At 72.8% G+C, this 17,841-nt stretch carries 16 protein-coding genes; 7 read left to right on the top strand and 9 right to left on the bottom strand.

Annotated elements, in window-relative coordinates; all coding sequences use genetic code 11:
• Positions 1–126 precede the first annotated feature (126 nt).
• Complete coding sequence (locus tag A6F73_RS21330; RefSeq protein ID WP_079135865.1) at positions 127–1,203, top strand: DMT family transporter; 1,077 nt, start codon at positions 127–129, stop codon at positions 1,201–1,203.
• On the opposite strand, the gene lepB is transcribed toward A6F73_RS21330, so the two are convergent.
• Positions 1,166–1,975 carry a signal peptidase I gene (gene lepB, locus A6F73_RS21325; protein ID WP_079135864.1) on the bottom strand — a complete coding sequence of 270 codons (810 nt, stop codon included), beginning with the start codon at positions 1,973–1,975 and terminating at the stop codon, positions 1,166–1,168. The genes A6F73_RS21330 and lepB overlap by 38 nt on opposite strands.
• Before the next feature lie 157 nt (positions 1,976–2,132).
• Entirely contained in the window at positions 2,133–2,468 is a 336-nt protein-coding gene (locus A6F73_RS21320; protein ID WP_063349265.1) for a chorismate mutase, read from the bottom strand.
• Between the two features lie 279 nt (positions 2,469–2,747).
• On the opposite strand from A6F73_RS21320, the gene A6F73_RS21315 reads away from it, so the two are divergent.
• Both A6F73_RS21315 and A6F73_RS21310 read left to right on the top strand, forming a co-directional pair.
• On the top strand, positions 2,748–3,173 hold the full coding sequence (locus tag A6F73_RS21315) for an OsmC family protein (protein ID WP_063351385.1): 426 nt from the start codon (positions 2,748–2,750) through the stop codon (positions 3,171–3,173).
• Positions 3,174–3,828: 655 nt separating this feature from the next.
• A complete protein-coding gene (locus A6F73_RS21310; protein ID WP_244293452.1) occupies positions 3,829–5,778 on the top strand; it encodes a bifunctional diguanylate cyclase/phosphodiesterase in 1,950 nt (649 codons plus the stop codon).
• Between the two features lie 88 nt (positions 5,779–5,866).
• On the opposite strand, the gene A6F73_RS21305 is transcribed toward A6F73_RS21310, so the two are convergent.
• Positions 5,867–6,958 carry an LLM class flavin-dependent oxidoreductase gene (locus tag A6F73_RS21305; protein ID WP_063349264.1) on the bottom strand — a complete coding sequence of 364 codons (1,092 nt, stop codon included), beginning with the start codon at positions 6,956–6,958 and terminating at the stop codon, positions 5,867–5,869.
• Positions 6,959–7,470: 512 nt separating this feature from the next.
• On the opposite strand from A6F73_RS21305, the gene A6F73_RS21300 reads away from it, so the two are divergent.
• Together A6F73_RS21300 and A6F73_RS21295 are read left to right on the top strand one after the other, a co-directional pair.
• Positions 7,471–8,061: a VTT domain-containing protein gene (locus A6F73_RS21300; protein WP_244293667.1), complete on the top strand. Its 591-nt coding sequence runs from the start codon at positions 7,471–7,473 to the stop codon at positions 8,059–8,061.
• Positions 8,062–8,450: 389 nt separating this feature from the next.
• Complete coding sequence (locus tag A6F73_RS21295; protein WP_063349262.1) at positions 8,451–9,731, top strand: hypothetical protein; 1,281 nt, start codon at positions 8,451–8,453, stop codon at positions 9,729–9,731.
• Positions 9,732–9,837: 106 nt separating this feature from the next.
• Here the strand turns inward: A6F73_RS21295 and A6F73_RS21290 are convergent, their stop codons facing one another.
• From A6F73_RS21290 to A6F73_RS21265, 6 genes are all read right to left on the bottom strand, one after another.
• Entirely contained in the window at positions 9,838–10,743 is a 906-nt protein-coding gene (locus A6F73_RS21290; RefSeq protein ID WP_063349261.1) for an alpha/beta hydrolase, read from the bottom strand.
• Positions 10,740–11,825 (bottom strand): branched-chain amino acid ABC transporter permease, encoded by a 1,086-nt coding sequence (locus A6F73_RS21285; RefSeq protein ID WP_347878547.1) that lies wholly within the window; start codon positions 11,823–11,825, stop codon positions 10,740–10,742. The genes A6F73_RS21290 and A6F73_RS21285 overlap by 4 nt, the downstream gene beginning before the upstream one ends.
• A gap of 251 nt (positions 11,826–12,076) precedes the next feature.
• Complete coding sequence (locus tag A6F73_RS21280) at positions 12,077–12,943, bottom strand: branched-chain amino acid ABC transporter permease (RefSeq protein WP_063349260.1); 867 nt, start codon at positions 12,941–12,943, stop codon at positions 12,077–12,079.
• Entirely contained in the window at positions 12,943–13,749 is an 807-nt protein-coding gene (locus A6F73_RS21275) for an ABC transporter ATP-binding protein (RefSeq protein WP_079136313.1), read from the bottom strand. The genes A6F73_RS21280 and A6F73_RS21275 overlap by 1 nt, the downstream gene beginning before the upstream one ends.
• 77 nt (positions 13,750–13,826) lie before the next feature.
• Positions 13,827–14,627: an ABC transporter ATP-binding protein gene (locus A6F73_RS21270; RefSeq protein WP_063349259.1), complete on the bottom strand. Its 801-nt coding sequence runs from the start codon at positions 14,625–14,627 to the stop codon at positions 13,827–13,829.
• A gap of 5 nt (positions 14,628–14,632) precedes the next feature.
• Entirely contained in the window at positions 14,633–15,907 is a 1,275-nt protein-coding gene (locus A6F73_RS21265) for a substrate-binding domain-containing protein (RefSeq protein WP_063349258.1), read from the bottom strand.
• Positions 15,908–16,263: 356 nt separating this feature from the next.
• On the opposite strand from A6F73_RS21265, the gene A6F73_RS21260 reads away from it, so the two are divergent.
• Both A6F73_RS21260 and A6F73_RS21255 read left to right on the top strand, forming a co-directional pair.
• Entirely contained in the window at positions 16,264–17,025 is a 762-nt protein-coding gene (locus A6F73_RS21260) for a CoA transferase subunit A (RefSeq protein ID WP_063349257.1), read from the top strand.
• A gap of 4 nt (positions 17,026–17,029) precedes the next feature.
• Positions 17,030–17,749 (top strand): 3-oxoacid CoA-transferase subunit B, encoded by a 720-nt coding sequence (locus A6F73_RS21255; protein ID WP_079135861.1) that lies wholly within the window; start codon positions 17,030–17,032, stop codon positions 17,747–17,749.
• Positions 17,750–17,841 lie beyond the last annotated feature (92 nt).

Genomic DNA, 17,841 nt, shown 5'->3' with positions numbered 1-17,841 from the left:
GGGGGCGCGGACGGCGCAGGGTCGTGCGCAGGCTGGGTGAGTGCGCCGCTGCGCACAGTTCCGTGCAGGACCAAATGACGGAATGGCACCTTACTGAACGCCCGGTATGACTGTCACAATGCGTCGGTGCACAGATCAACGGCCTCGCCCACCCTCCCCACGGGCAGAACCCTCGGCCTCAGCCTCGCGCTGGTCTCCGCGTTCGCCTTCGGCGGCTCCGGCACCGCCGCGAAACCGCTGATCGAGGCCGGCCTCTCACCGCTGCACGTGGTGTGGCTCCGAGTCACCGGCGCCGCCGTGGCCCTGCTCCCCATCGCCTACCGCCACCGTGACGCCGTCCTGCGCCGCCCCGGCCTGCTGATCGGGTTCGGCCTGCTCGCCGTGGCCGGCGTCCAGGCCTGCTACTTCGCGGCGATCTCCCGCATCCCGGTCGGCGTCGCCCTGCTCATCGAGTACCTCGGACCGCCGCTGCTCATCGGCTACGTCAAGTTCGTCCAGCGCAAGCCGATCAGCCGGGGCGCCGCGATCGGCGCCGGCGTAGCGGTCGCCGGGCTGGCCTGCGTGGTGGAGGTCTGGAACGGCCTGAGCTTCGACGCGCTGGGCGTGCTCTTCGCCCTCGGCGCGGCCTGCTGCCAGGTCGGCTACTTCGTGCTCGCCGACGCCGGCCGCCGGGGCGAGCGCCCGGTCGACCCGCTGGCGGTCAGCGCGTTCGGGCTGCTGATCGGCGCCGTCCTGCTCACCGTCTTCACTCGGCCCTGGCAGGCCGACTGGAGCACGCTCGGCGGGTCCGTGGTGATGAACGGGCACACCCTGCCCGCGCTGCTCCCGGCCGCCTGGATGATCCTCATCGCGACCGTGCTCGCCTACCTGACCGGCGTGATCGCCGTCGGGCACCTCTCGCCCCCGGTCGCCGGGGTGGTGGCCAACCTTGAGGCGGTCGTCGCCACCGTGCTGGCCTGGGTCCTGCTCGGCGAGCACCTCGGTCTGCCGCAGATCGCGGGCGGCCTGCTCGTGCTGACCGGCGCCTTCGCGGCGCAGACCGGCAAGCCGGCGGCCGTGGAGGCCGCGGACGCCAAGGGTGCTCGGGATTCCCGGGATTCCCGGGACGCTCGGGACTCCCGGGATGCTCCGGACTCTTCGGAGCGGGTCGCCGCCGAGCGGCAGGTCAGCGGCCGACCCAGCCGAACCAGTCGAGGTGATTGAGCGGCCACACCACGGCCGACACCGGCCCGACCACGTTGTCCACCGGCACTGCCCCGCCCCCCGGACCACGCTGGTGGTAGCGGGAGTCCGCCGAGTCGCTGCGGTGGTCGCCCTCGACCCAGACGTGGCCCGAGGGCACCGTCACCGGCCCGAAGTCCAGGCCCGCGCAGGAGTCGTCGCCGGGGTGCAGGTACGGCTCGTCGACCTTCTTCCCGTCGACGGTCAGCGTGGTGCCTGTGCACTGCACGGTCTGGCCGCCGGTCGCGATGACCCGCTTGACCAGGTAGTTGTCGTCCTTCGGCGGCACCAGGCCGACGAAGCTCAGCACCGAGCCGGCCGCGTTGGTGAACGGGTTCGAGTCGACGGGCTGCGGCGGGAGCCAACCACCCGGATCCTTGAACACCACCGGCTGCCCGGGCTCCGGCTTCCAACCGGTCAGCGGCGCCAGCTTGTTCACGCCCACCCGGTCGCCGATCCGCAGCGTGTTCTCCATCGAGCCGGACGGGATGGTGAACACCTGGAACAGGCAGGTCTTGATCAGCAGCGCGACCACCAGGCCCACCGCCGCCATCGCCGGGATCTCGATCCACCAGGGCCGGGGCCGACGCCCGGTCCGCCGGGCCTTGCGGCCACGCGAACCGTGCGCACGGCGGCGGGCCTCGGCACGGCCTCCGGGCGCGTCAGGGGCCTCGGAAGCACCGGGGCCGCGTCCGGCGGCGGGGGCCGGACCGGACCCGGCATCGCTCGGCGTTTCGGGCAGGTTCACCGCCATCGTCGCTGCTCCACCTCTCCGGCTGGGGGAACCTGCACGCTACGCCAACCCCGGAGCCTCACGAAATCCGGCGTTTAGCCGCCCCCGACATGTCCGGGCCGGGCAGCTCCGGGGCCGTCCTCGACGGCTCACCACCGACCCCCTCGGGGGTGCGCTCTCAAGCGCGGGCGATGGCCTCGTGGTGCCGGATGACCTCGGCGATGATGAAAGTCAGGAACTTCTCGGCGAAGACCGGGTCCAGCTTGGCCCCGGCGGCCAGCTCCCGCAGCCGCTTGATCTGGTCGCGCTCACGCGCCGGATCGGCCGGCGGCAGCTTGTGCTCGGCCTTGAGCCGGCCGACCCGCTGGGTCGCCTTGAAGCGCTCGGCCAGCATGTGGACCACCGCGGCATCGATGTTGTCGATGCTCTCGCGCAGGCTGGTCAGCTCCGCCCGCACGGCGGCGTCGACCCCGTCGGTCAGGCCTGCGTCGGGGGTCGTGGGGTGGTCCGTCATCGGGGCGGCTCCCGGTGTCTGAAGTGGGCACCCGGCCGTACGGCGGCCGGGCTCGGGCCCGGGCAAATCTAACAGGGCCCCCGTGGTGGAGCCGCACCTTTTGGCGGATCCGTCCACAATCCGGACATTGCCCGCACCGCCCGGCACCCGGCGCCGATCCGGGCCCGCGCCGCCCCGGACCCGCGCCGCCCCGGGCCGAACGGGGGCCGCCCCGTAGGCTGGTGCGCGTATGACCGGAAGTGACGACTCAGCAGTCCCTCAGTAATGGAGGTACCGATCGTGGCAACCACCCGCACCGCCCGCACCGCTTGGGAAGGCAACCTGCTCGACGGCAAGGGGCAGGTGACCTTCGCCTCGTCCGGGATCGGCGAGTACCCCGTCTCCTGGCCGGCCCGGGCCGAACAGCCCAACGGCAAGACCAGTCCGGAGGAACTGATCGCCGCCGCTCACTCCGCGTGCTTCTCGATGGCCCTCTCGCACGGCCTGACCGGCGCCGGCACCCCGCCCGTCAAGCTGGACACCCAGGCCGATGTCACCTTCCAGCCCGGCACCGGCATCACCGGCATCCACCTGACCGTCACCGGCGAGGTGCCCGGACTGGACGAGGCCGACTTCACCAAGGCCGCCGAGGACGCCAAGGCCAACTGCCCGGTCAGCAAGGCGCTCACCGGCACCACCATCACCCTCACCGCCAAGCTGGCCTGACGCCCCGACGGATCCCGTCGGACCCCGGCGGATCCCGGCGCGCTCCGGCCGCTCCGGGCGCGCGGTCGGCGCCCGGGGGCGCGATCTCGGCGCACGCGCCCCTGGCGCACATCATGTGATGTGCACCGGGGGCGTCTGCGCGTACCGCCGCACATGATCACAAAGCGGGCGAATCACCCTGGCGGCGGTCACCGCCCGTTGCCGCCGCGGCCTATGATCGGCCGCAGCGCCCTGTTCTTCACGCGGGTCTCCGCGCGACAGCGCCCCACGGCGGGCGCCCCGCACCGGACCGACTCCGAGGACCGCGACAGAGTGCGGAGCCGGCCGCCGGAGTCCCGATCGGCCGGCCGGACCAGCATCCAACGTCAGCAGCGGACGGGAGCATGCCGTGCCGGGCCAGAACGAGGGGGCCGACGCACACCACCCGGGCGTGCGGCACGAGGAAACACCGCACCACCGTCACCTCACAACACCCCTCCTGGGCCCGGACGTCAGCACCGTCGGTCCGGCCAGTCCGGTCGGTTCGGTCGGTTCGATCAGTCCAGTCGGTCCGGTCGGCGTCGTCGGTTCCGTCACGGCCGTCGGTGCTGTCGCGACCGGCGGCCGGGCCGTCGGCACGGCGAGTGCGGCGAGTGCGGCGAGTGCGGCAGGAACCGTGCTGGACGACCCCGGGATGCTGCTCTGCCCCACCTGCTCGGCGCCGCTGACCGACGGTACCCACCGGAGCGCCGTCGACGGCCCCGGCCAGGAGAACGGCGGGAGCGACCGGCTGCTGGCCGCGCTGCGGGCCAGCGAATCCCGATTCCGGGCCGCCTTCTGCGACGCGGTCATCGGGATGGCCCTGATCGACCCCGAAGACCGGATCATCGAGGTCAATCCCGCCTTCGCCGCCCTGATCGGACGCAGCGTCGGCGAACTGGTCCGCACCCACCTGCACGAGATCATCGATCCGGAGGGCATGCCGCACCGGCTCTTCCCCGAACTCGTCCACGGCGGGCGGGAGCGGTTCCGCGTGGAGAAGCAGCTCAAGCACCGCGAGGGCCGCACCGTCTGGAGCAAGGTCACCGTCTCGCTGATCCGGGACGGCGCCGGCCAGCCGCTCTACACCCTCGCACTGGTGGAGGACATCACCGAGCAGCGCCGGCTCGGTGACCGTCTGGAGTACCAGGCCCTGCACGACCCGCTGACCCGACTGCCCAACCGGACGTCCTTCTTCGAGCGGCTCGACGCCGCCTGCGCCACGGCCACCGGGGCCACCGGGACTGCTGAGCCCGCCGAGGCTCCCGACACCGCCGACACCAGCGACACCGTCCTCGCGCCGGCGGACGGGCGCCGGGTCGGCGTCTGCTACCTGGACCTCGACGGTTTCGCGGCGATCAACGAGACGCTCGGGCACCACATCGGCGACCAGTTGCTGATCGCCGTCGCCGCCCGGCTGCGCGGCGGGTTCTCCGGGCACGACGCCCACCTGGTGGCCCGGATGGGCGGCGACGAGTTCGCCGTCCTGGTCACCGACAGCCGGGGCAGCGACCAACTGACCGACCTGGCCGCCCGGATCCTCCAGGAACTGGAACACCCCTTCGACGTCGCCGGACACCGGCTGGTCATCACGGCCAGCGTCGGCGTCGTCGAACGGTCCGTGCACGAGACCACCCCGACCGACCTGGTCAAGGACGCCGACGCCACGCTCTACTGGTCCAAGGCCGACGGCCGCGCCCGTTGGACCCTCTACGACCCGGACCGCGGCGCCCACCAGCTGACCCGCCAGCTCCTCGCCACCGCACTGCGGCCCGCCCTGGAGCGCGGCGAGTTCACCATCGAGTACCAGCCGCTGGTCGGCCTGGCCGACGGAGCCGTCCACGGCGCGGAGGCCCTCGTCCGCTGGCGCCACCCCCGCTACGGGACGCTCTCTCCGGACCGCTTCATCCCGCTCGCCGAGGAGACCGGCGCGATCGTGCCCCTCGGCACCTGGGTACTGGAGGAGTCCTGCCGCCAGGCCCGGCAGTGGCTCACCGAGTTCCCCGAGACCGAGACCTTCGTGAGCGTCAATCTGGCCGCCCGCCAGATCTGGGACTCCGACGTGGTCGCCGACGTCGCCCGCGCCCTCGAACGCACCGGGCTGCCGGCCCGGCTGCTCCAGCTGGAGATCACCGAGAGCGCCCTGCTCGGCCCCGGCGGGCGGCCGTTGCAGGCGCTCCAGGCGCTCGCGGACATGGGCGTGCGGATCGCGATCGACGACTTCGGCACCGGCTACTCCAACCTGGCCTACCTCTCCCGGCTGCCGGTGCACGTCCTGAAGCTCGACGGCACCTTCATCGAGGGGTTCCGCGACCCGGCCCCGGCGACGAACCCTTCGGAACTCCCCGAGCTCGGCTCCCGCCGCAGCGACGCCGACGAGCAGATCGTGGGCGCGATGGTGCAGCTGGCCCACACCCTCGGCCTGACCGTCACTGCCGAGGGCATCGAGAGCGCCGCGCAGGCCGAACGGCTGCGGCTGACCGGCTGCGACACCGCCCAGGGCTGGTACTTCGCCCGGCCGGGCGAGGCCGAGCTCGTCGCCGCCATACTCCGCAAGGACCGCCCCGGCCCGGACACCAGCCGGTAACCGGGGCCGGCCCCGCTGCGGACCCGGCGGCCGGGCCTCTCCGCCCAGGCCTTCCGTACTCAGGCCTTCCGTGCTCAGGCCTCGACCGTCAGGCTTCCGCCGTCAGGCCGTACGCCTCGGCGATCAGGCCGTAGGAGCGGAGCCGGGCCTCGTGGCCGTGGATGTGCGAAGTGACCATCAGCTCGTCCACGCCCGTCCGCTTGCGCAGGGCCTCCAGCCCGTCCGCGACCTCGCCCGGGGCGCCGAGCACCACGTTGTCGAGCCAGCTGTCGATGAACTCCGCCTCGGCCGGGCTGTACGGGTAGGCCTCGGCCTCCTCCGGGGTGGGGATCGGGCCGGGGTTGCCGCGCCGCAGCCGGAGCATGCCGAGGGCCGCGGAGCGGGCGAGGCGACGGGCCGCACCCTCGTCCTCGGCGGCGACCGCGCTCACACCGATCAGCGCGTACGGCTCGGCGAGCACCGCGGAGGGCCGGAAGGACTCCCGGTAGAGGTCGAGCGCCGGGACGGTGTTGACGCTGCTGAAGTGGTGGGCGAAGGCGAACGGCAGACCGAGGCGGCCGGCCAGCTGGGCGCTGAAACCGGAGGACCCGAGCAGCCAGACCGGCGGGCGCCCGTCACCCTGGGGGACGGCGGTCAGCTGGGCGTAGGGGTGGCCGGAGGGGAAGTCGCCGTCGAGGAAGTGGGTCAGCTCGGCGAGTTGCTGCGGGAAGTCGTCGGCGCCCTCGGCGCGGCCGCGGCGCAGCGCCCGGGCGGTGGCCGGGTCGGTGCCGGGGGCGCGACCGAGCCCCAGGTCGATCCGGCCCGGGTGCAGGGCCTCCAGCAGGCCGAACTGCTCGGCGATGGCCAGCGGGGCGTGGTTGGGGAGCATCACCCCGCCCGAGCCCAGCCGCAGGGTCGTGGTGTTGGCGCCGAGGTGGGCGAGCAGGACGGCCGGGGTGGAGCTGGCCACTCCCGGCATGCCGTGGTGCTCGGCCACCCAGAAGCGGTGGTAGCCCCACTGCTCGGCGTTGCGGGCCAGCGCGGTGGTCGCGGCCAGGGCCTCGGCGGGCGTGTAGCCGACGCCCACGGTGGCCAGGTCGAGGATGGAGAGCGGGGCGGGCGCCGTGCCGCGGGCGGTGCCCCGGATCGCCGCGCCGGTCCGCGGTTCGGTCGGGTGCTCCTGCTGGTCCTCGGTGGTCATGCCGTCCGCCCTTCTGGCTTTCTTGAGCCGGCCCTGGTGGGCGACCGCGGGTCTCGGGTGGCCCGGCGGTCGCTGCTGCCGACCGGGGTCAACCACCGCGCCGGGCCGACTGTTCCCGCATCCGGCACGTTCCGACCTGCACACCGACCACCACGCCGACCTCACGCCCGCTCCACCGCGGCCCGTGCAGCGGCCCCGCTCCGGCCCGTACGCCGGCCCCGTTCCGGCCCCGCTTCGATCCCGCCCGGCGCCGGCGGGCACGGCCCGGTACGGTGCCGCCGACCGACCATTCGGATGACGGAGAGCCAGCGGTCGGACACTCCTGGCGACTTCATGCCGGCGCCGGAAGTCACCGGGTGGAGGGCTCGCGCCTTTGCGCAGGTCGGGGCCGGGGTCTGTGACCCGCGGCATACCGGGGTGCTTCATGGCATGAAAAGTCGAGGCGCTAGCGTTGACCTCAGCGGCCACCTGCTCCCCCGGGCGGCGTGGAGGGAGTACAGGCCTTGAACTTCGTGGCGGCGATCGGATCCTCGTGGATCTGCGCCCTGGCGCTCTTCGCCGTGCTCGGAGACGCCCTCCTGCCCTTCATCCCCAGCGGGACACTGGTCATCCTGGCGGTGCTCAAGACGGCGCGGATCGACGGCGCCCCGGTGCTGCTCGGCCTGGGCGTGGCAGTGGCCTCCTTCCTCGGCGACCTCCTCCTCCTGCACCTCGCCCGGCGCGGCGCCCCGCTGCTCCAGCGCCGGCTCGCCCGGCGCCCGGAACTGGCGGCCAGCGTGACCAGGGTCCAACAGGCCCTGGTCGAACGCCCTCACGGGGCGGCCGCGGCCATGGTGGTGGTCGCCCGGTTCGTCCCGGCCGGGCGGACCGTCCTGGACGTGGCCATCGGCCACTCCCCCGCCCACCCGCACCGCTTCCTGCACTGGTCGGCACTGGCGGCGCTGGTCTGGGCCGCCTACATCGTGACGCTGGGCTGGCTGAACAGCCACTGGTTCGACACCGCCTGGTTGAGCCTCGCGGTGTCCTGCACCGCTGCCACCATCGTCAGCACCGCGATCGCGCGAATAGTGCGCCGCAACCGACGACGGCTCGCCGCGCTCTGACTGCTGCGCCTCGGCCTGCGCCCCCGGCCCCGGACGTCCCGGTCGCCCCTCGCCTCGCCCCTCGCCGCGCCCCCGCCATGGGCGAGATCTGCCCGGACGGGCGACGAGCCGTACCGAGCGCTGACGAACTCTGACCCGCCCCGCCGGACCGGCGGTACCGTACTCCCCTGGCGGCGCGAGGAGCGAAGCGTCACAGGACGGCAACAGACGACGAATCCTTGCAGCCCAGCCCGGCCCTGCTGACGTGTTGACTCTCGTAGAGGGTCGACGGCCTTGGTGGCCGCTGCGGCCACATGGCATGCTAACGGCGGAAAATTCATCAATTGCCCGATTTGACCGGTGCGGCCCCGGGCCGCCCTCACCACCGGCATCGGCACCCAGGGGAGACCATGACCAGCATCTCGCGCAGGACGGTGCTCAGTGCGACCGCTGCGACCGCGGCCCTCGGCGCGGTCGCGGCCTGTTCCAGCAGCGGATCCGGTTCGAGCCAGAACTCCTCCTCCCCCACGACCGGCGGCAGCCCCGGCACCACCCCGGCGGGCACGACCGACCCGACCAAGACGGGGGTGCCCAAGGGCACTCCGATCGGCGACGGTTCCAACGCCGACACCGGCCCGCAGCCGAACCAGCCGAAGCCCGAGAAGCTCAAGCCCGGTGAGCGGCCGCCGCAGTTCGTGGTGTTCTCCTGGGACGGCGCGGGTGGCACCGACGACGGCCAGTTCCCCCGCTTCCTCAAGCTGGCGGAGCAGTACAAGGCCACGATGACCTTCTTCCTCTCCGGTATATACGCCCTGCCCAAGGGCAAGGCCGACCTGTACCACCCGCCGAAGCACTCGGTCGGCGCCTCCGACATCCCGTACCTGTCGGACGGTGCGGTCAAGAGCACGCTCAAGCTCGTCAGCCAGGCATGGCTGGCCGGGCACGAGATCGGCACCCACTTCAACGGGCACTTCTGCTCCAGCCGCCCGGACAAGAACGGGGTCAACATGTGGACCCCGGAGGACTGGCAGAGCGAGATCGACCAGGCGATCGGCTTCGTGACCCAGTGGCGGACCAACACCGGCTTCACCGACGTCGACCCGCTCCCCTTCGATTACAAGAAGGAGCTCATCGGCGGCCGCACCCCCTGTCTGGAGGGTCAGAAGGCGCTCCTGCCGACGGCCGCGAAGCTGGGCTGGAAGTACGACGCCAGCTCCTCCGGCGGCCTGCAGATATGGCCGCAGAAGGTGCAGGACGGCAAGGTCTGGGACTTCCCGCTGCAGTCCATCCCGTTCCCCGGGCACACCTTCCAGGTGCTGTCGATGGACTACAACATCCTGGCCAACCAGTCCGCAGGCAGCACCAAGGGCGACCCGTCCAAGTACAACGACTGGCGCACCCAGGCCAAGGACTCCTACCTGGCCGGCTTCGACCGCGCCTACAACAGCAACCGTGCGCCGTTCTTCATCGGCAACCACTTCGAGCAGTGGAACGGCGGCATCTACATGGACGCCGTCGAGGAGACCCTCAAGACCATCGCGGGCAAGCCGGACGTCCGACTGGTCTCCTTCCGGCAGCTGGTCGAGTGGCTGGAGGTGCAGGACCAGTCCACCCTGCGCAAGCTGCGCACGCTCAACGTCGGCCAGGCGCCGAGCGGCGGCTGGGAGACCTTCCTCGGCGCCGCGGGCTGAGACAGGGCAGACCGAGACAGGGCGGGCCGGGACGGGGCAGACCGGGACAGGCGCGGCCGGCGGGGTGGACGGACCCTGCCGGCCGCCGTCGTCGGGGCCGGGCCCGCTACCCCGCGGCGGTGACGTCCGCGAGCAGGCCGCGGACGATGCGCTCGGCCCCCGGCTCTCCCCAGAGGATCGAGTAGTGGTTGGTGTCCGGCACCAGCGAGGCCGGCACCCGGGCCTGGTCCAGCCCGGCCAGCCCGATCCGCTGGTGGTCGTAGAGGCCCTGGGGCTCGTCGAGCAGGCCGCGCTCGGCCCAGAGCAGTTCGGCCGGGCAGGGCAGCCGGTGCACTGCGGTGGCCGCGTCCCGGTCCAGCAGGACCTGGGCGCCGTCGGTCTGTACGGCCTCCAGCACGCAGGAGGAGCGCAGTTCGGGCTCGACACCGACCAGGTCGCGCTGGGTGTAGGCGTCGATCTCCGCCGACCAGGCCGTCCCGAAGGCCGGGTGCCGCTGCCAGAACTCCCGGTAGGCGTCCCGGTCCGGGAAGGTCATCGACAGCCGGGCCAGCGCGGGGCCGAGCACCGCGGCCAGCGCGCCCTCCTCACGGATGCCCTCCGGCAGCGGGAAGGTCAGCGCGCCGTCCACCAGCAGCACCCGGCGGACGAGTTCCGGGTGCCGGACGGCGGCCAGGGCGGTGACCCAGGCGCCCATCGAGTGGCCGACCACGGTGGTCGGGCCCGTGCCGAGGGCCGTGATCAGTGCGGCCACGTCGTCGGCGTGCCGGGCCAGCCCGTACGGCCCGGCGACCGCGCGGCTCCCGCCGCGCCCCCGCAGGTCGGGCGCGAGCAGGGTGACCCGCCCGGCGAGTTGACGGGCGACCTCGTACCAGGCGAGGCCGTTGGCGGTGATGCCGTGCACCGCCACGATCGTCGGGGCGTCCGGCTCGGCGGCGGGCCAGCGCAGGACCGCCAGCTCCCCTCCGGGCACGGCGACGGTCAACTCCTCGGGCTTCAGGGGCGACTGGCTCACGCGGGGGTACCTCCGGTGGGACGGGCGGTCCGGGCAGCGGCCGGAGTGCGGACCGCACGGGCGGATCGGGCGGCGCGAATGCGGGCAGGCAGTCTAGCCAGGCCGCCGGGCAGCAGGTAGACCACCGCGACGAACAGGGTGCCCAGCAGGAACAGGGGTTGGGAGAGCGGCACCCGCAGGACCGCGGGCAGGTCCGCGATCGTCGTCGAGTTGGCGAGGTCGCCGAGCCGGTGGCTGGCCCAGGTGTAGAGGACACCGCCGAGCAGCGGACCCCAGCGGGTCCCCGAGCCGCCGAGCACCACCATCACCAGCAGGGCGAGCGTGGCGTCGGAGCCGGCGGCCTGCGGGGTGGCGCCGCCGGTCAGCAGCAGGTAGACCACCCCGCCCAGCCCGGCGAGGCCGCCGGCGAGCACGAAGGCGACCAACTTGTAGCCGTAGGGACGCAGTCCGAGCACCTCCACCCGGCGCTCGTTCTCCTTGATCCCCTCCCAGACCCGACCGGCCGGCGAGTTGACGGCCCAGTGGACCACGGCGACCGTCAGCACCAGGTAGCCGACGGCGATCCAGTAGAGGTTGGCGGTGTTCTCGATCCCGAGCAGGCCGGAGGGCAGCAGGTCGGCCGGGGCGGAGCGGCCTTCCTCACCGCCGGTGACGCCACCGGGGTTGCGCTGGACGAGGATCGAGCCGGCCTGGGCGAAGGCGAGGGTGACCATGGAGAAGCCGATGCCGGTGACGCGGAGGCTGACCGAGCCGAGCAGCAGGGCCAGCGCGACGGTGCAGGCGACGCCGAAGACCGCCGCGGCGGCGAACGGCAGTCGCAGTTCCAGCATGCCGAGGTCGGTGGCGTAGAGGCCGGTCGCGAAGTAGAGCGCGTGGCCGAAGGAGAGCAGTCCGGTACGGCCGAGCAGGAGGTCGTAGCCGGAGGCGAGGGCCCCGTAGAGCAGGCACAGGGCGAGCAGTTGCAGGCTGCCGGGGCTGCCGAGCGGGCCGTCGAGCAGTCCCGGGACGGGAAGCGCGCTATATGGGGCGACAAGGAGCGTGATCAGCAGGGCGATCGGCCACCAGCGTAGCGCTCTGTGCACCGGTGTCCAGCGATTAGTGACTGAATCACCTGTTCGAGGGATGGCGCCGAGGTCGGTCGTGTGTTCACAATGGGTCTCGGCAAGGCTGGTGTCAGTCCCCCTTGCCACAGTGACGGTGTTGGCGGAGCTGGTGTCAGTCCCCTCTGCCAGCATGGCAGTCATGGCAGGGCTGGTGTCAGTCCCCCCTGCCATGGTGGCGGCGCTGCGGTCGGCCGCGGGGCCACCGGTGCTCGTGATCGGAGTTTCGGCGCTCACGCGAGCCTCCCGGTGAGTCCACGGGGTCGGACGAGAAGGAGCACGGCGAGCAGGACGACGACCGAGAGGTCGCCGAGCCCGGCGCCGGTGTAGTAGTTGGCGAACTGCTGGACGAGACCAACGCCCACGGAGGCGACGGCGGCCCCGGTGACGGAGCCCATGCCGCCCATCACCACGACGACGAAGGCGAAGATGAGCAGCCCGGTCCCCTGGCCGGGATTGACCGAACCGAAGTAGAGGCCACCGAGGGCACCGCCGAGCGCGGCGGCCGCCCCGCCGATGGCGAAGACGAGGGTGAACGCCTTCCGGACGTCGATGCCGAGCGCCGTGACCATGGCCCGGTCCTCGACGCCGGCCCGGACGATCAGCCCGTAGCGGGTACGGGCGAGGAACAACCGAAGAGCGAGCAGCAGCAGCGCGGCCGCGGCCACGAGCACGAAGCGGTTGACCGGGACGGTCGCACCGAGCACGTGCCAGGTGCCGGAGAGCACGGCCGGCTGGGGGAAGGGGCGGGCGTCCGCGCCCCAGACCCCCATCAGGAGGGCGGGCACGGCGAGCCCGACCCCGACGGTGGCGAGGATCTGATCGCGCGGCCGGCTGTAGAGCGGGCGGATCAGGAAGAGCTCCAGCAGGACGGCGGCGGCCGTTCCGACCAGGGTGCCGAACGGCACCGCGAGCCAGAAGGAGAGGCCGGCCTCGGTGCCGGCCCACCAGGTGGCGTAGGCGCCGATGGAGAGCAGGGCGCCGTGCGCGAAGTTGAGCACGTCCATCAGACCGAAGATCAACGACAGACCGGAGGCGACCAGGAAGTACAGCGCACCAAGACCTAGTCCGGTACAGGAGAGGAGGACGACGGTGTCCATCAGGGCTTCACCTCCGCGGTGACGACAGGGGTGGCCGGAGAAGCGGCGGGCCGGGGTCCGCCGGCGAGCGGGTGACGGGAGCCGACGCCGAGCAGGCGGCGGGCGGCCTCCTCGTCGGCCAACAGCTCGGCGGTGTCGCCCCGGTGGGCGGTACGGCCGTCGGCCAGGACGGCGCAGGTGCCGGCCAGCCGTCGGACGAGGGCGAGGTTCTGCTCGACCAGGAGAACGGGCACGGCCTCGGCCGCTCGCGCCAGCACCTCGGCCACCTCGGCGACGATCTTCGGCGCCAGACCCTTGGTGGGCTCGTCGGCGATGATCAACCGGTTGCGGTTGAGCAGCGTCCGGCCTATCGCCACCATCTGCTGCTGGCCGCCGGAGAGCGTCCCGGCCAACTGGCCGGCCCGCTGCTTGAGTTCGGGGAAGAGCTCGTGGACGAGCGGATAGTTCGGCTCGCCCGCCTCGCCCCCGCCCCGGACGGCGCGCTCGGCGAGGCGGAGGTTCTCGGCGACCGTCAGGCCGGCGAAGATCCCCCGGTCCTCGGGGGCGTAGCCGATGCCATGACGGACCACCAGATGTGTCGGAAGGGAGGCGAGTTCGACACCGGAGAAGCGGACACTTCCGGTGCGCGGCACCAGGCCCATCACGGCCTTGACGGTGGTGGTCTTGCCGGCGCCGTTGCGGCCGAGGAGCGCGGTGACCCCGACGGGGGCCACGTCGAGGTCGACACCGTGCAGGATGTGCAGCCCGCCGATGACCACCCGCAGATCGCGAACGGAGAGGAGAGGGGCGGCAGGAGACGTAGGCACGGCCGCGGAGACAGCGGCAGCGGTGGAGGTGGAGGTGGAGGTGGAGGTGGAAACGGGCGAGGGGAGCGGAGAGGAGGTCACAGCGCCTCGCCCAGGTAGGCCTGTTGCACGGTCGGGTCGGCCATCACGGCCTCGGGGGTGTCCAGCGCGAGCAGCGTGCCGTGGTGCATCACCGCGAGGCGGTCGGCCAGCCCGAGCAGGACGTCCATGTGGTGCTCGACCATCAGGACGGTCCGGCCCAGGTCGCGGTGCACGGACCGGATCAGCTCGGTGAGGGCCGGCACCTCCTCGGCGCTGACCCCCGCCATCGGCTCGTCCAGCAGGATCAGCCGCGGATCGGAGACGAGGAGGACGGCCAGTTCCAGTTTGCGCTTCTCGCCGTGCGAGAGCGCGCCCGCCAAGGTGTCCGCACGGTGGGTGAGTTCGGTGCGGTGGAGGGTCTCGGCCAGCTGCTCCTGGTACCGGTCGGCACGGCGCCAGAGCCGGTACGAGGCGCGCGGTCCGGCCGCCGCCTGGGCGGCCAGTCGGACGTGGTCGGCGACGGTCATCCCCGGCCAGAGGGAGGAGGTCTGGAAGGTGCGGCCGAGGCTGCGGCGCGCCCGGGCGTGCACGGCCTCGGCGGTGACGTCCACGCCGTCGAGGTGGAGGCTGCCGTGGGTCGCCGGATAGATGCCGGAGATCAGGTTGAAGAGGGAGGTCTTGCCGGCGCCGTTGGGGCCGATGAAGGCGATGAACTCGCCTTCGCCGACCGAAAAGGAGACGTCCTCGACGATCGGCACCCCGCGGACGGACCAACCGAGTCCGTCCAGCCGAAGCACCGGGGCGGGCGAGGCCGTGGCCGTGGCCCGGGAAGGAGTGGGGGCGGTGGGAGCGGGCATCGGGATCAGCCCGCCATCGGGGTGACCGGGGGCGCCACCTCGTCCGCGGTCAGGGCCTTCTCCACCGAGGGCTTGGCGGCGGCCCCGGTGCCGGTCAGCCGGGCCTGGAACATCGGCTGGAGGAGGGCGTGGTCCTCGGCGCGCACCGTGGTGCGCCCCTTCACCCCGTCGAAGCTCCAGCCCTCCAGCGCCTTGACCAGGGCCGAGGTGTCGTCGGTGGAGCCGTGGTTGGCCTCGACGGCGTGCACGATCAGCTGGGCGGCGGTGAAGCCGTCGGGCGTGAAGATGTCGGTCTTCCCGCCGGCGGCGGTGACGGCCTCGTCCATGGCCTTCTCCACCGGGGTGCCGGCGGCGCCGCTGAAGTAGTGGTTCAGAAAGGAGATCTTCTCGGCCGCCGGGCCGAACAGCGGGTAGGAGGCGGCCAGATCCAGGCCGGTGACGACCTTGGTGTCGGCGAACACGTCCTGCTGGTTGAGCGCCGTCCACAGGGCCGAGGAGCTGTCGCCGGCCCAGGCGACGAACAGCAGGTCGGGCTTGGCGGTCTTGGCCTGGGTGGCGAACGGGGTGAGGTCGGTGGCGCTCGGCGGGGCGAGCACCTGGTCGACCGTCGCGCCCTGGGCGCCGAGCACGGCCTTGACGGCAGCCACGTTGGCCTGTCCGAAGGCGTTGTCCTGAGCGAGCACGGTGACCTTCTTGCCCTTGGCGTCACCGATGAACGAGGCCGCGGTGCGGATGTCCTGGAAGGACTGGCGGCCGGAACGGAAGGTGTACTTGTTCAAGCCGGTGACCTTGTCGGCGGCGGCCGGGCCGCTGACGAAGAGCACCTTGTTCTGGGCGGCGATCGGGCCCACCTGGAGGGCGACGCCCGAGGCGGTGGAGCCGGCCAGGACCTTGTAGCCCTTGCCGATCAGGTCCTTGGCGGCGGACACCGCCTTGGCCGGGTCGCCCGCGTCGTCCTGCTCCTCGAATTCGACCTTGTGCCCGTCGACCGCGCCGGTGCCCTTGGTCGCGTAGCTCAGCCCCGCCTTGAAGCCCTCCAGGTACTGCTTGCCGTAGGCGGCCAGCGGTCCGGTCTTGGAGTACACCAGGCCGACCTTGACCGGGCTCTTCGCACCACCACCGTCCGCCGAGGCCGTCCCGGCGGTGCCGGCCTTGGCGCAGCCCGCGGCGAGCAGGACGCACGCCGCGACGGCGGCGAGCTTCCGGGCCGGGCCGCCGGTCAGGGTCTCGCCCGGGCGGGCGCCGGAGGCGGGCCGAGTGGGGGCTGTCGAGCTGCGCATGATGACCGACTCCTGAGGGTGCGGCGGGGTGGATGCCGGAACCGTAGGTGTGCGGTGGGACTGGCGACATGTGCCCGGGCGACGCATCGGCCCACCGTGATGTGGCTCCAGCCGACATACCACCCGGGCGGCGCCGCTCCCCGGACGTCCGGGTGTGGGCGGCCGACACGGGCTGGTACCCGCCCATGGCGGGAGTCGCCATGGCTGCGGCGGCCCGCGTCCGGTGACGGTGGAGGGGCTCGGCAGCCGTCCGGCGGCGGCCGCCGAGCCATCCCGCCGGGTCTTCCCGTCGGCCCCCCACCGGGCCCGACCCGAGCGCGCCCTCTCCCGTATCCCACTCCTCACGAGGTGATCCCTTGGACAAGGTCCTGGACTCCCCCGCCGACGCGGTCGGGGACATCCCCGACGGCGCGGTGCTGGCCGTCGGCGGCTTCGGCCTCTGCGGCATCCCGAGCACCCTGATCAGTGCCCTGGCGGACACCGGCACCACCGGCCTCCAGGTGGTCTCGAACAACTGCGGGGTGGACGACTGGGGGCTCGGCCTGCTGCTGCGGGCGGGCCGGATCGCCCGGATGACGTCCTCGTACGTCGGCGAGAACAAGGAGTTCGCCCGGCAGTACCTCTCCGGCGAGTTGGAGGTGGAGCTCACCCCGCAGGGCACGCTGGCCGAGCGGCTGCGCGCCGGAGGCGCCGGCGTCCCCGCGTTCTACACCCCGGCCGGGGTCGGCACCCAGGTCGAGGAGGGCGGGCTGCCCTGGCGCTACGCGGCGGACGGCTCGGTGGCACTGGCCTCACCGGCGAAGGAGGTCCGGGAGTTCGGCGGCCGCCGGTACCTGCTGGAGGAGGCCATCACGGCGGACTTCGCGCTGGTCCGGGCCGAGGTGGCGGACCGGCACGGGAACTGCGTGTTCCACGCCGCCGCCCGCAACTTCAACCCGCTCTGCGCGACCGCGGGCCGGATCACCCTGGTCGAGGCGGACCGGATCGTCGAGCCGGGCGAGCTCGCCCCGGACGCCGTGCACCTGCCCGGCGTGTACGTGGACCGGGTGGTGGCCGCCGATCCCGCGGACCGCCGCATCGAGCGCCGGACCGTCCGCCCCACACTCCAGGAGGCCTGAACCGATGTCCACCCCGACCAGCACCCGGTCCCCCGCGCCCACCCCGCAGACCGCCCACCGACCGCAGGCCGTCCGCCACCCGCAACCCGGCCTCGACCCGCGCAACGCCCTGGCCGCCCGAGCCGCCCGCGAACTGCGCGACGGCCAGTACGTGAACCTGGGCATCGGCCTGCCCACCCTGATCCCAAGTCACCTCCCGCCGGGCGTCGAGGTGGTGCTGCACTCGGAGAACGGCATCCTGGGCGTGGGCCCGTACCCGGTCGAGGGCACGGAGCACGCCGATCTGATCAACGCCGGGAAGGAAACGGTGACGGTCGCCCCCGGCGCCTCGTACTTCGACTCCGCTTTCTCCTTCGGCATGATCCGGGCCGGCCGGATCGACGTCTCGGTGCTCGGCGCCATGCAGGTCTCGGCTGCCGGCGACCTCGCCAACTGGATGATCCCCGGCAAGATGGTCAAGGGCATGGGCGGCGCGATGGACCTCGTGCACGGGGCCCGTCGACTGATCGTGGTCATGGAGCACACCGCCCGGGACGGCTCCCCGAAGATCGTCGAGGAGCTCTCACTTCCCGCCACCGGCCGAGGAGTTGTCAACCGGATCGTGACCGATCTGGCCGTGATCGACGTGACGCCGGACGGGCTGCGGGTGGTGGAGACGGCCCCGGGCACGGGGTTCGCGGACGTCCAGGCCGCGACGGGCGCCGCCCTCCTTCCACCGCTCTGACCGGGCCGGGTCGACCGGACCGGCCAGCACCAACCGGACCGGACACACCGACCCCGCCCCGCAGCAGCGGCCGGGCCTCCCGTCGGGGAGGT

The organism is Streptomyces sp. MJM8645 (assembly GCF_001625365.1).
Lineage (GTDB): Bacteria > Actinomycetota > Actinomycetes > Streptomycetales > Streptomycetaceae > Kitasatospora.
Note: the sequence above shows the minus strand (reverse complement) of the source record. Positions and strands in the feature narration are given on the sequence as shown.

What these genes read in the sequence shown, in the direction of transcription:
- lepB (WP_079135864.1), bottom strand. Translation starts at nt 1,975, where the DNA reads ATGGCGGTGAACCTGCCCGAAACGCCGAGCGATGCCGGGTCCGGTCCG.
- A6F73_RS21320 (WP_063349265.1), bottom strand. Translation starts at nt 2,468, where the DNA reads ATGACGGACCACCCCACGACCCCCGACGCAGGCCTGACCGACGGGGTC.
- A6F73_RS21305 (WP_063349264.1), bottom strand. Translation starts at nt 6,958, where the DNA reads ATGACCACCGAGGACCAGCAGGAGCACCCGACCGAACCGCGGACCGGC.
- A6F73_RS21295 (WP_063349262.1), top strand. Translation starts at nt 8,451, where the DNA reads ATGACCAGCATCTCGCGCAGGACGGTGCTCAGTGCGACCGCTGCGACC.
- A6F73_RS21280 (WP_063349260.1), bottom strand. Translation starts at nt 12,943, where the DNA reads ATGGACACCGTCGTCCTCCTCTCCTGTACCGGACTAGGTCTTGGTGCG.
- A6F73_RS21270 (WP_063349259.1), bottom strand. Translation starts at nt 14,627, where the DNA reads ATGCCCGCTCCCACCGCCCCCACTCCTTCCCGGGCCACGGCCACGGCC.
- A6F73_RS21265 (WP_063349258.1), bottom strand. Translation starts at nt 15,907, where the DNA reads ATGCGCAGCTCGACAGCCCCCACTCGGCCCGCCTCCGGCGCCCGCCCG.
- A6F73_RS21255 (WP_079135861.1), top strand. Translation starts at nt 17,030, where the DNA reads ATGTCCACCCCGACCAGCACCCGGTCCCCCGCGCCCACCCCGCAGACC.